The sequence below is a fragment of the Streptomyces spongiicola genome (assembly GCF_003122365.1).
Classification (GTDB): Bacteria; Actinomycetota; Actinomycetes; order Streptomycetales; family Streptomycetaceae; genus Streptomyces; species Streptomyces spongiicola.
The window spans coordinates 4,847,202-4,859,581 of record NZ_CP029254.1 but is presented as its reverse complement, the minus strand read 5'-3'; the positions used below and the strand labels follow the sequence as shown (position 1 = coordinate 4,859,581).

The following is a 12,380-nucleotide window of genomic DNA, read 5'->3' as shown; positions in this document are numbered from 1 at the left end:
GCGGGACGAAGGAGCACGCACCATGAAGGAGCACGCACCATGAAGGACGCATTCGGCACTCCCCAGACCCTGCTCGTCCTCGGCGGCACGTCCGAGATCGGCCTGGCCACGGCCCGTAGGCTGGTGGCCCGCCGCGCCCGCACGGTCTGGCTCGCCGGCCGCCCCTCCCCCTCGCTGGACTCAGCCGCCGACGGACTGCGCGAACTCGGTGCCGACGTGCGCACCGTGCCCTTCGACGCCCTGGACCCGTCCGGGCACGAGGAACTCCTCGGCAAGGTGTTCGCGGAGGGGGACATCGACATGGTGCTGCTCGCCTTCGGTGTGCTGGGCGACCAGGCGCACGACGAGGCCAGGCCGCTCGCCGCGGTCCGCGTCGCCCAGACCAACTACACCGGTGCGGTGTCCTCCGGGCTGATCTGCGCCGGTGCGCTGCAGGCACAGGGGCACGGCTCACTCGTCGTGCTGTCGTCGGTGGCGGGCGAGCGGGCCCGGCGGGCCAACTTCATCTACGGTTCGAGCAAGGCCGGGCTCGACGCCTTCGCCCAGGGACTCGGTGACGCCCTGCACGGCACGGGGGTGCACGTGATGGTCGTCAGACCGGGCTTCGTGCGGTCGAGGATGACGGCGGGGATGGCGGAGGCACCGCTGGCGACGACGCCCGACCAGGTGGCGCGGGCGATCGAGAGGGGGCTGCGGCGGCGCTCCGAGACCGTGTGGGTTCCGGGGGTGCTGCGGGTGGTGATGTCGGCGCTGCGGCACGTCCCCCGCCCGCTGTTCCGCCGCCTCCCGGTCTGAGCGGCCGGCGTCCACCGGGACCTCGCGGACCGATGCGGTCTCGCCGCGACCGGGCGGCCCGGGACCGTACGGTCTCTCCCTGGTGTCAGGGGGCCGCCCCCGGGGCTCTCCCCCGCCGTGCCTCCCGAAGCGTGCCGGCGACGGGGACGACCCGGGCCTGAGGCGCCCCGCACCGGGGCCGTACGAACCACGCCCGCCCAACCCCGGGCCCCCGCGAGCCACGCCCGCGCCGCCCCGGGGCGCACGAGCCACGCGCGCCCAACCCCGGGCCCGTGGCGCGCGTCGGCCCCCGACGCGGTCGAGCGCGGAGACCGCGGACGCGGACAGGCCGCCGCGGGGTCAGTGGTGTGTGGCGGCCGGCTCGTCCAGCGGTGCGCTCTGCGGTGGGACACCCGCGGCGGCACCGCCGAAGGCGTACTCGCGCAGCTTGCGCCACACTCCGTCCGCGCCCTGCTCGTAGAGCGCGAAGGAGGAGCACGTCCAGGCGGCCTCGTAGCCGGCCAGTTCCTCGTACGCCCGGTCCATCGCGTCCTCCGCGATACCGTGCGCCACGGTCACATGCGGGTGGTACGGCCACTGCAGCTCGCGCACGAGCGGCCCCGACTCGTCCCGTACCTGCTGCTGGAGCCGGGTGCAGGCCTCCACGCCCTCGACCACCCTGACGAACACCACGGGCGACAGCGGGCGGAACGTGCCGGTGCCGGACAGCCTCATGGGGAACGGCCGGCCCGCGGCCGCGACCTCCGCCAGATGCGCCTCGACCTCGGCCAGGACCGACGCGTCGGCCTCCGTGGGCGGGAGCAGCGTCACATGCGTGGGGATGCCGTGCGCGGCGGGATCCCCGAAGCCCGCGCGCCGCTCCTGGAGCAGGCCGCCGAAGGGCTCCGGGACCGCGATCGAAACGCCCAGCGTTACGGTCCCCACGTCGTTCTCCTCCTCCGGCTTCTCGCGGTCTGCGCAGGCGCCAGTGTGGCGCCTGCGGCTGTGGTCCCGCCAGGGTCCTTTTCGCGCCGGTGCCCGGCGGGATCCCCCGGTCTCAGTGCTTGGCGGGCAGGAACCCCACCCTGTCGTACGTCTCGGCGAGGGTCTCCGCGGCGACCGCGCGGGCCTTCTCCGCGCCCTTGGCGAGCAGGGAGTCGAGCGTCTCCGGGTCGTCCAGCAGCTCCTGGGTGCGGGACCGGAACGGGGTGACGAAGTCGACCATGGCCTCCGCGAGGTCGGACTTGAGCGCGCCGTACCCCTTGCCCTCGTACCTCTGCTCCAGTTCCGCGACGCTCGTCCCGGTGAGGGTGGACTGGATCGTGAGCAGATTGCTGACGCCGGGCTTCTCCACCGGGTCGAAGCGGATGACCGTGTCGGTGTCGGTGACGGCGCTCCTGACCTTCTTCGCGGTCACCTTCGGCTCGTCGAGCAGATTGACCAGGCCCTTGGGGGTGGACGCCGACTTGCTCATCTTGATCTGCGGGTCCTGAAGGTCGTAGATCTTCCCCGTCTCCTTCAGGATGTACGGCGCGGGGAGCGTGAACGTCGGGCCGAAGCGGGTGTTGAAGCGCTCGGCGAGATCGCGGGTGAGTTCGATGTGCTGCCGCTGGTCCTCACCGACCGGGACCTGGTCGGCCTGGTACAGCAGGATGTCGGCGACCTGGAGGACCGGGTACGTGAACAGGCCGACGGTGGCCCGGTCCGCGCCCTGCCTGGCGGACTTGTCCTTGAACTGCGTCATGCGCGAGGCCTCGCCGAAGCCGGTGAGGCAGTTCATCACCCAGCCCAGCTGGGCGTGCTCGGGGACATGGCTCTGGACGAACAGCGTGCAGCGCTCCGGGGCGAGACCCGCGGCGAGCAGTTGTGCGGCGGCGAGGCGGGTGTTGGCGCGCAGCTCGGCCGGATCCTGCGGGATCGTGATCGCGTGCAGGTCGACCACCATGTAGAACGCGTCGTGGGTCTCCTGCAGCGCGACCCACTGGCGGACCGCGCCGAGATAGTTGCCGAGGTGGAACGAGCCGGAGGTGGGCTGGATTCCCGAGAGCACACGAGGACGTTCAGAGACCATGTCCAGCATTCTCGCAGGTGCCGCCGACAGGTCGGGAACCGATGGCCGACGCGCGGTGCACGGGTGGTGCGGGCGGACGGGAGGGGGACCCGGAAGGGGCGGCACCCCGGCCGCCGCCGCCGGGGCCGAGGTGGTCGCTCGGGTGCGCCCCGACGGGGCCTGGCCGTGTGCGGAGCGGGTGGGCGCGCGGACCGCGGGGGCACCGAGGGCGGCGTTGGCCTGCGCAGTCGGCTCCGGCACGGAGGTGCGGGGCGGTGCGCCCGCTCCGGTGCGTACCGCCCGCCGGGCTCCGGTCCCGGAAAGGCGCGGCCGGTCCACGGCGGCCGGGGCGGCCGGGGCGGACCCGCCGTCGCGGGCATCCGTCATCTCTGGCGCATCGAGGACGGAAACGGCCTCCCCGCGGTTCACACCTACGAGCTGGACGGTCGAGGACGACGGCGTCCACGTCCGCGCGGGTGGGGACGTCCACCGTGTCGAGCAGCGGCGCCAGGGCACGGGCACGGGTGAGGTCGTGTGGATCGTCGATCTCCAGGACCCGGGCGGGGTCGGTCTCGACGAGCGCGGTTCGCCCGAAGAAGCGGTGCCCTTGGACGCGGAAGGCCCGGGCGTCCATGGCGTAGGCGGCCCCGGTCTCCAGGAAGTCCTCGGGCCGGTCCTGCCGCCGGGGGCGGTGGCTCTTGTCGTGGTTGACGCCCCGGCCGGTCCACGGCGGCCGGGGCGGCCGGGGCGGACCCGCCGTCGCCGGGCCGGGCGCTCGCGCCGCGCGGCGAAGCCGAGCCGAGCGAAGCCGAGCCCAGCGAAGCCGAGCGAGGCCGAACCGAGCCGAACCGAGCCGAACCGATGAGACGAGAAACACAGTGCGCCCACCGTCCTCGCGGGCGCGGCCGGGCCGTGGGCGCCGGCCGACGGACGGGGATGAAGTGCCCGCCGTCCTCGCGCGCCCGCCGGGGCCGTTGTACCCGTCGTTGAAGTCACCGGTCCAGCCCCGCCGTCCTCGCGCGCCCGGCGGGGCCGCCCCGTGCGGGGCGACGGCGATGCCGGCGGGGTGCGCGAAGGGCCGGGGAACGGCGAACCCCACCGGAATCCCGATGTTTCTCCGGCCGGTGGGCGAGCGACGATAGAAAGGGGCCACGCACCCCGGCCCCGGTCCGACCGGGCGGCCCCGCCGCAGCGGAGCCATGCCGCAGTACGAACGGAGACCCCGTGTCCGCAACGGAGAGAGCCATCGCCTCCACGGAGGCGCACAGCGCCCACAACTACCACCCGCTGCCCGTCGTCGTGGCGACGGCGGACGGCGCCTGGATGACCGACGTCGAGGGCCGGCGCTTCCTCGACATGCTCGCCGGATACTCGGCGCTCAACTTCGGCCATGGCAACCGGCGCCTGATCGACGCCGCGAAAGCCCAGCTGGAGCGGGTGACGCTGACCTCGCGGGCGTTCCACCACGACCGCTTCGCCGACTTCTGCACCCAGCTCGCCGAGCTGTGCGGCATGGAGATGGTGCTGCCGATGAACACCGGGGCGGAAGCGGTGGAGACCGCGGTGAAGACCGCCCGCAAGTGGGGCTACCAGGTCAAGGGCGTCCCGCCCGGCCAGGCCAAGATCGTCGTCGCGGCGAACAACTTCCACGGCCGGACGACGACGATCGTCAGCTTCTCCACGGACCAGGAGGCCCGCGCCGACTTCGGTCCGTACACACCGGGCTTCGAGATCGTGCCGTACGGCGATCTCACCGCGCTCCAGGCCGCGTGCAGCGCGAACACGGTGGCGGTGCTGCTGGAGCCGATCCAGGGCGAGGCCGGGGTGCTGGTGCCGCCGGCCGGCTATCTCGCCGGGGTGCGGGAGCTGACCCGCGAACGGAACGTGCTGTTCATCGCCGACGAGATCCAGTCCGGCCTGGGCCGCACCGGACGCACCTTCGCCTGTGAGCACGAGGGCGTCGTCCCGGACATGTACGTCCTCGGCAAGGCCCTCGGCGGCGGTGTCGTCCCGGTGTCCGCCGTGGTGTCCTCCTCCGAGGTCCTCGGGGTCTACCGGCCGGGCGAGCACGGTTCGACGTTCGGCGGCAACCCGCTGGCCTGCGCGGTGGCGCTGGAGGTCGTCGCGATGCTGCGCACCGGCGAACTCCAGCAGCGGGCGAGCGAACTGGGCGACCATCTGCACCATGAACTCGGGCTGCTGGTGGGCGGCGGCGCGGTGGACGCGGTGCGCGGGCGGGGGCTGTGGGCCGGTGTCGACATCGCGCCCTCGCACGGCACCGGCCGGGAGATCTCCGAGAAGCTCATGGACCGCGGTGTCCTGGTCAAGGACACCCACGGCTCGACGATCCGGATCGCCCCGCCGCTCGTGATCGGCAAGGAGGACCTGGACTGGGGGCTCGACCGGTTGCGCGAGGTGCTGGCGGGCGCGTGAGCGGGTGGTGGGAGCGGGGTCCCGGAGGGCGCCCGGCCTGACCCGGGTGCGGACCGCAGAAAGGGGTGGTCCGGTCCGTGGCGGTGTGGGTACGGGGGGCGGGGGCGGCCGAAGCCGGCGCGGGGCCGAGGCGGGGCGTGGCCGGAGCCGGCGCAGGGCCGAGGCGGGGTTCCGGTACGGGCCCGGGTGACGCCGTCGCAGCCCCCGGGCGCGCCGCTGCCGGGCCGGGCCACCGCCGCGGTCGCACCCGGCAGGTCGGGCCGCCAGCCGGGCCGTCAGCCGGGCCGTCAGCCGGACCGTCAGAGGATCACGTGCGGCAGGAAGCGGGCGTACTCGTCCGTGACCAGTCCCGAGGACTCGCGGATGCCGAGCCCGGCCGCCTCGTTCCCGACGACCCAGGCGCCGAGCACCACCCGGTTCCCTCCCCCGGAGCCGTCGCCCCGGGTCGCCGACAGGTCGGGCAGCGGCGCCAGTTGCTGGTAGCAGCAGGGCTCGTCACGCGGCTCGGGGGAGGCCCCCGGCCGATGGACCGTGATGCCCGAGCCCTCCCGGCCGAGGAGCGGTTTGGCGACCCAGCCGGTGGAAGCGGCGAGTTCACGCGGACCGTCGAGATAGGCCGGCAGCAGATTGGGGTGTCCCGGATAGAGTTCCCACAGCACCGCGAGCAGCGCCTTGTTGGAGAGCAGCATCTTCCAGACGGGTTCGATCCAGCAGGTGCTGCCGGTGCCGCCGCCGTTGTCCAGGGTGTCCAGGACGTACGGGCCGAAGCGGTCCGTGGTCAGCCACTCCCAGGGATACAGCTTGAAGCAGCTGCGGATGAAGCGGAGCTGTTCGTCCACGAAACGGCCCGACAACCGGTCCCAGCCGATCCGCTCCACGGACAGCGCCTCGGTGGTCAGACCCGCCTGCTGGGCGGTCTCGCGCAGATAGGCGACCGTCATCAGGTCCTCGCCCAGTTCGTCGCCGTCGGAGTGCGCGAAGTGCAGCGGGCCGGGCGGCAGCAGCGGGGCCTGCCGCCGCCAGGCGTCGACCAGGCGCTCATGCAGCGAGTTCCACTGGTCGGCGCCGGGGAAGCGGTCCTCCATCCAGAACCATTGGGGGCTGGCCGCCTCAACCAGCGACGTGGGGGTGTCGGCGTTGTACTCCAGCATCCTGGCCGGTCCGGCACCGTCGTAGCGCAGGTCGAAGCGCCCGTACAGGGAGGGGAGTTCGGCGCGCCGGTGCCAGGACTGGGCGACGAGTCGGGCGAGCCGGGGATCGGTGATGCCGAGGTCCGCGAAACGGCCGTGCTCCACGATGTGCGCCGCCGCGGCGAGACACATGGCGTGCAGTTCCTCGACGACCTCCTCCAGCGCCTCGACCTCCGGCAGTGAGAACTCGTAGTAGGCGCTCTCGTCCCAGTACGGCCGCAGCGAACCGTCCGGATAGCGGGTGAGGGGGTAGACGAGACCCTGCTCCTCGACGATCCGCTGCCAGCCGGGGCGGGGTTCGGTGGTGTGCCGCTTCATACCGCCGGCCGCTCAGCCGCCGCCGGAGCCGGAGCAGCCGAAACCGCCCCGCTCCACCGCGGCCTTGTCGAAGCTGCCACCGGAGACCTTGCCGCCCGACTTGCTGCCGCCGTAGTAGTAGGTACCGCTTCCGGTGCCCTTGCCGTCGTCGCATTCGTAGCTCGGCAGCACGTCACGGCTGATCGGATCGACACAACGCCGGTCGGGTTCCGAACCGCACGAGGTGATCGTCGCCGCGAGCACGCCCATACCGCCGAGCACCACGGTGCTCGACCTCAACCTGCCACGTGCCATCCTCCGGGCCTCCCCCTGGGCGTTCGAGCAGTTCCGGCCGTCGACCGGCCGCCGGACAGACTAGATGCCATCGCGGGCCGTCCGTAAGCCGGGCCGGGAACCGTCCCCGTCCGGGGTCGTGGCGGGGTCGTGCCGGGTCGTCGCGGGGTCGTCCTGTGGGCGGGTTGGGAGCAGGGGGCAGACATCAGGGGCAGAGATCAGGGACCGGGGATCAGGGACCGGGGATCAGGGACCGGGGATCAGGGACCGGGGATCAGGGATCAGGGATCAGGGATCAGGGAAGCACCCGGCACAGGGCGTCCAGCGCCCCCGACCGCGCGCTGTCCGCGGGGGTTCCGTAGCCGACGACGAGGGCGTCGGGGCCCGGGGGTGCGGAGGGGTGGTGGAGACGGCCGAGGCCCTCGACGGCCGGGCCCTGCCAGGCCGCGGCCTGGACGACCGCGCGCTCGGTGCCCGGCGGGAGTTCCAGCACCGCATGCATCCCGGCCGCGATGCCGCTCACCCGGACCCCGGGGCGCGCTCCGCCGGCGCCTCGACGAGTTGGTCGCGCCGGCGCCGGTAGCGCAGCCGCATGGCCCGCACATGCCGGTCGTAGGCGCCGGAGGAGATGAACTCGGCCAGGGTCAGCTGGTCCAGCACGCCCGAGCCCCGGTCCGACTCCCCCTTGGCGGACACCACTTCACCCACCAGCGCCTCCGGGACGGCCATCCACGCCGGCCGCGGGCCGGGAGCCGGCGACTTGCTCGCCGTACCGAGGTACGCCACCCGCTCCGGGCCCGGTCCCTGGAGCGCGCCGACGGGAACAGGTCCAACACTTCGGGACTTACGGCCTGCTGAGGGGCGTCACCGGGCGGCGTAAGCCCTACGGCCGGCCCCGACCGCCCCGGACGCCCCGGACGCCGGAAAGCCCCGTGTGGCCCCGCTGAGGGGTGAGGACGTGGGGCTCGTCCGCCCGTATCTGATCGCTCACGAGCGACGGGAAGAAGCGCGGCGGCAACGGCGTCGTCAGACCCTCGTACCGGCCACCATGGGGGTTGATCTTCCGGAGGTGCCCCGGTGGCCGTGAAGCGCGGCGAAGCACGACGGTTTCCTTCCCTCCTGACCGGTGCTTTCGGCAGTCAGGGCGTTCTCGTGGTGCAGAAGAGCGAGATGGAGTCGGAGGGGGCGGACCTTGCCCCTGGCGACGCACTCAGGTGGCCCAAGTGCCAGTGCGGCGGCACCCGTTGCCCGGACTGCGTACCGCCGGCGTCCCGCAGCGCGTCCGTCAGCCCGCTGCGCAGTCCGGTTCCGCGCGGCTCGAAGCGGAGGTCGACGTTGAGGTCGAAGCGGAGGTCGACGTGGAGGTCGGCGCCGGTACCGGACGGGAGAGCGGCCCGCTCTTTCGCCATGGAAATGGACCGTAGCGAGGTGCCTTGCACCACGTACGATCGACGGTATGACCGAGACCAGGAACGACGTCAGCAACCACGAGCACAACCCGCGCATGCAGTGGGCCGAGCACGCTCCCGAGGTGTTCAAGGCCATGGTCAGGCTGGACGCGGCCGCCCGGAAGGGGATCGACCCCACGCTGCTGGAGCTGGTGAAGATCCGCGCGTCGCAGCTGAACCACTGCGCCTACTGCCTCGACATGCACACCAAGGACGCCCTCGCCGCGGGCGAGTCGGTGGACAGGATCATCCAGCTGAGCGCCTGGCAGGAGTCGCGGCACTTCTACACGGCCAGGGAGATCGCGGCCGTCGAACTGACCGAAGCCGTCACGGTGCTGACGGACGGTTTCGTCCCGGACGAGGTGTACGAGAGGGCCGCGAAGCACTTCGAGGAGGCGGAGCTGGCGCAGCTGATCGCGGCGATCACCGTCATCAACGCCTGGAACCGCTTCGCCGTGACGACGCGGATGGTGCCGGGCCACTACACGCCCGGCCAGTTCAAGCGCTGAGCACCGGGCCGGTCCGGGCGCTCAGCACCAGGCCGGTCCAGGCGCTCAGCACCGGGCCGGCCGGAGTGCCGAGCACCGGTCGGATCGAGCGCCGAGCGCCGAGCGCCCGGCGGTAAGCGCCTTCCGCGGAAGCGGCGTCCTCCCACGCGGTTCGCCGCGCTCCGCGGGTGCGCGGCGGCCGCACGGCCGCCGGCCGGGGAGCACGACCCGCCGGCCGGGGAACACGGCCCGGCGACGCCGCGGCCCGGCCCGGAGCGAGCCCCGGTGCGCTGCGCCTGCCCTGACGGTCAGGGGCGGCCCCCGCACCCGGCCCGGCCTCCGGGCGCGGGGGCCCCGCCGTACCGCGTCACTTCTTGGGGAGCCAGGCCTTCCAGGTCGCCTCGTTCTCCTTCACCCACTTCTCCGCCGCGGCCTCCGGCGACATCTTCTCGCCGGCGATCATCAGCGCGACCTCGTTCTGCTGCTCGGTCGTCCAGTTGAAGTTCTTCAGGAACTCGGCGGCCTCGCCGCCGTCCTTCGCGAAGTCGGCGTTGAGGAACTTCTGGAGCGGTGTGTTCGGGTAGGCGCACGCGACCTTCTCCGGGTCGGCGTCGCAGCCCTCCTTGTACTCCGGCAGCTTGACCTCGACCATGTCGACCTCGGCGTTCAGCCACTGCGGGGTCCACCAGTACGTCAGGAAGGGCTTCTCCGCCTTCGCGTACTTCTTGATGGCCGTGATCTGCGCGGCCTCGGAGCCCGCGTACTTGGTCTTCAGGTTCAGCTTCAGGTTGCTGATGATGGCGTCGTCGTGGGTGACGTAGTCGGGCGAGCCCTCCAGCAGTTCGCCCTTCTGGCCGCTCTCCGCGGTCCGGAACTCCTCGGCGTACTTGTTGAGGTTCTTCCAGTCCGTCACATCGGGGTGCTCGTCCGCGAAGTACTTCGGGACGAACCAGCCGATGTGGCCGGTGACGCCGAGGTCGCCGCCCTTGACGACGGTCTTCTTGGTCTCGACGTACTGCTCCTCCTCCTTGGGGTGGCCCCAGTCCTCGAGGATCGCGTCGATGTCGCCCTTGGACAGCGCGTCCCAGGCGAGGACCTCGCCCATCTGCTGGGTCTTGACCTGGTAGCCGAGCTCCTCCTCGAGGATCCGCTCGGCCACGGCGACGTTCGCCTGGGCGCCGACCCAGGACGGCACGGTCAGCTTGACGGTCTTGTCGCCGCCGGCGGCGCTGCTCTTGCCGGTGTCGGCGGCTCCGCAGGCGGTGAGGGAGAGGACGCCGAGGGCTCCGGCAACGGCGACGGCGGTACGGAGGGTTCTGGCGGTGCGCATGGTGCTCCTGTCGGGTGGGGCGGAAGGGATTGGGTCGGCGGGCGGTGCGGAAGCGGTGGGTCGGCGGGCGGTGCGGAAGGGGTCGGGTTCAGCGGGCGGTGCGGGAGGTCCGCTGGGTGACGCGGTCCAGGACGAGCCCGAGGCAGACGATCGCGATTCCGGCGGTCATGCCGAGGCCCATCTCGCCCCGGGACAGCCCCTTGATCACGTCGTAGCCGAGCGCGCCGCCGCCGACGAGCCCGCCGACCACGACCACGGCGAGGACCAGTACCACGCCCTGGTTGACGGCGAGTTGCAGTGCGGGACGGGCCAGCGGCAGCTGGACGCCGAAGAGCTGCTGGCGCGTGGAGGCGCCGAGCGAGCGGGACGCCTCCACGGCCGCCGGGTCGACCTCGCGCAGGCCCTGGGTGGTGATGCGGACGACGGCGGGCAGCGCGTAGACGACGGCCGCGACGATCGCCGAGGTACGGGTTGCGCCGAACAGCGCGACGACCGGGATGAGGTACACGAACTGCGGCATCGTCTGCATGGCGTCCAGCAGCGGCCGCACCCATCGTTCGAGGCGCCCGGCGCGTGCGCACAGCACACCCGCGAGGAAGCCGAGCACCAGGGTGACCACCAGCGCGGCGAGCACCTGGGAGAGCGTGTTCAGGGACTTGGTCCACACGCCGAGCACGCCGATCGCGGCCATCGCCGCGGTCGCGGTGACCGCGGAGAGCCAGTTGCCGACGAGCCGGGCCGCGGCGGCGACCAGCAGCAGGACGGACCACCAGGGCAGCCAGAGCAGCGCGTCGCGCAGCGGGTTGAGGAGCCACAGGGTGAACTCGCGCGCCCAGACCTCGGTGAAGGTCAGGTTCGCGGTGATCCACTCCTGCGCCCGGTTGACCGGTGCGGAGATGTCGTACGTCCAGGCCTCGGGCCAGCCGGCGGTGCGCACGGCTGCCGCCGCGGCGACCGCGGCCGCCACCAGCGCCCAGGCCCGGCCGCCGTGCAGCCAGCCCCCGGCGGGGGCGGACGTGCCGATGGCGTCGCCCGCGGCCGCCGTCGTACGGTCCAGCCAGACCGCGATGAGCACGATCGGCAGGCCGGCGGCGAACGCCTTGCCGACGTCCGTGGTCGCCAGCGCGGAGTACACCTCCTCGCCGAGACCGCCGGCGCCGACGAGCGCGGCGATGACCACCATGGACAGCGCCAACATGATCGTCTGGTTGAGTCCGAGGAGCATCTGCCTGCGGGCGAGCGGGAGCCGCGCGGTCCACAGGCGCTGCCGGCCGTTCGCGCCGAGCGACACCGCGGCCTCCAGCGCCGCCGGGTCCGCGCCGCGCAGCCCGAGCGCGGTGAGCCGGGCCATCGGCGGGGCGGCGTAGATGACGGTGCAGAACAGCGCGGCCGGGGTCCCGGTGCCGAAGACCAGCACGAACGGCAGGAGGTAGGCGAAGGCCGGCATCACCTGCATGGTGTCGAGCACCGGGCGCAGCGCCCGGTCCACCCGGTCCGAGAGGCCCGCGGCGAGACCGATCAGCGTGCCGAGCACTGCCGCGGCCGCGACGGACACCACCATCAGGGCGATGGTGAGGAGCGTGGCGTCCCACATCCCGAGCAGCCCGCAGACGGCGAACGCGCCGAGCGCGGTGAGCGCGACGCGCAGCCCGCGCCGGCCCAGGCCGGCGGCCCGCCAGGCGACGAGCACGGCGGCGGCCGCGACACCGAGCCAGCCGAGGGCGTCAAGGCCCTGGTAGACGGCGTCGACGGCGTCCGTGGCGGTATTGGAGAGGTGGAGCAGGAAGTACAGGAACAGCGGGTGGGAGTCGCGGTTGTCCACGACCCATTCGTTGGCCGCGTCGAGCGGCGCCGATATGTCGGCGGTCAGCCCGGCGGGCCAGGTGCCGCCGCCGAGCAGTACGGCGCCGAGGACGAGGAGGGCGGCGAGCGCCCCGCCGCCCGTGAGCAGCCCGCGGCGGCGCCGTACGGCGTCGCGCAGTCCGCCGCCGGAGTGCCGGGCCCGGGTCTCGCCCGCGGCGGTCCCGGGCTTGGAGACGGTGGTGGCGGTGGCGCTCATCGGCCCCACCCGCCGGT

The 12,380-nt window shown here is 73.1% G+C and carries 10 protein-coding genes and 2 pseudogenes; 3 read left to right on the top strand and 9 right to left on the bottom strand.

The features are described 5' to 3' along the window. Positions 1 to 39 precede the first annotated feature (39 nt). Complete coding sequence (locus DDQ41_RS21400) at positions 40 to 795, top strand: decaprenylphospho-beta-D-erythro-pentofuranosid-2-ulose 2-reductase (protein WP_109295925.1); 756 nt, start codon at positions 40 to 42, stop codon at positions 793 to 795. 339 nt (positions 796 to 1,134) lie between these two features. Here DDQ41_RS21400 and DDQ41_RS21395 read toward each other — a convergent pair whose 3' ends face one another. The 3 genes and pseudogenes from DDQ41_RS21395 to DDQ41_RS32605 all read right to left on the bottom strand — a co-directional run. Next, positions 1,135 to 1,719, bottom strand: coding sequence for a 2'-5' RNA ligase family protein (locus tag DDQ41_RS21395; RefSeq protein WP_109295924.1), 585 nt, complete (start codon positions 1,717 to 1,719; stop codon positions 1,135 to 1,137). 112 nt (positions 1,720 to 1,831) lie between these two features. Further along, on the bottom strand, positions 1,832 to 2,845 hold the full coding sequence (gene trpS, locus DDQ41_RS21390; protein WP_109297860.1) for a tryptophan--tRNA ligase: 1,014 nt from the start codon (positions 2,843 to 2,845) through the stop codon (positions 1,832 to 1,834). Between the two features lie 397 nt (positions 2,846 to 3,242). Further along, positions 3,243 to 3,545: pseudogene (locus tag DDQ41_RS32605) on the bottom strand (transferase); the annotation flags it as partial. A 503-nt stretch (positions 3,546 to 4,048) separates the two neighbouring features. Here DDQ41_RS32605 and rocD point away from each other — a divergent pair. Then, positions 4,049 to 5,257: an ornithine--oxo-acid transaminase gene (gene rocD / locus DDQ41_RS21380; RefSeq protein ID WP_109295923.1), complete on the top strand. Its 1,209-nt coding sequence runs from the start codon at positions 4,049 to 4,051 to the stop codon at positions 5,255 to 5,257. A 299-nt stretch (positions 5,258 to 5,556) separates the two neighbouring features. Here the strand turns inward: rocD and DDQ41_RS21375 are convergent, their stop codons facing one another. From DDQ41_RS21375 to DDQ41_RS21360, 4 genes and pseudogenes are all read right to left on the bottom strand, one after another. Next, positions 5,557 to 6,765 carry a glutathionylspermidine synthase family protein gene (locus DDQ41_RS21375; RefSeq protein ID WP_109295922.1) on the bottom strand — a complete coding sequence of 403 codons (1,209 nt, stop codon included), beginning with the start codon at positions 6,763 to 6,765 and terminating at the stop codon, positions 5,557 to 5,559. A 12-nt stretch (positions 6,766 to 6,777) separates the two neighbouring features. Further along, complete coding sequence (locus tag DDQ41_RS21370; protein WP_109295921.1) at positions 6,778 to 7,059, bottom strand: hypothetical protein; 282 nt, start codon at positions 7,057 to 7,059, stop codon at positions 6,778 to 6,780. A 274-nt stretch (positions 7,060 to 7,333) separates the two neighbouring features. Beyond that, a pseudogene (locus DDQ41_RS21365) lies at positions 7,334 to 7,860 on the bottom strand (PLP-dependent aminotransferase family protein); the annotation flags it as partial. Positions 7,861 to 8,177: 317 nt separating this feature from the next. Further along, on the bottom strand, positions 8,178 to 8,447 hold the full coding sequence (locus DDQ41_RS21360; protein WP_109295920.1) for a hypothetical protein: 270 nt from the start codon (positions 8,445 to 8,447) through the stop codon (positions 8,178 to 8,180). Positions 8,448 to 8,494: 47 nt separating this feature from the next. Here DDQ41_RS21360 and DDQ41_RS21355 point away from each other — a divergent pair, with 47 nt between their 5' ends. Then, positions 8,495 to 8,995 carry a carboxymuconolactone decarboxylase family protein gene (locus DDQ41_RS21355; RefSeq protein WP_109295919.1) on the top strand — a complete coding sequence of 167 codons (501 nt, stop codon included), beginning with the start codon at positions 8,495 to 8,497 and terminating at the stop codon, positions 8,993 to 8,995. A gap of 346 nt (positions 8,996 to 9,341) precedes the next feature. Here DDQ41_RS21355 and DDQ41_RS21350 read toward each other — a convergent pair whose 3' ends face one another. Then, positions 9,342 to 10,304, bottom strand: a complete 963-nt coding sequence (locus DDQ41_RS21350; protein ID WP_109295918.1) for an ABC transporter substrate-binding protein — start codon at positions 10,302 to 10,304, stop codon at positions 9,342 to 9,344. 88 nt (positions 10,305 to 10,392) lie between these two features. Further along, on the bottom strand, positions 10,393 to 12,363 hold the full coding sequence (locus DDQ41_RS21345; RefSeq protein WP_109295917.1) for an ABC transporter permease: 1,971 nt from the start codon (positions 12,361 to 12,363) through the stop codon (positions 10,393 to 10,395). Positions 12,364 to 12,380: the final 17 nt, after the last annotated feature.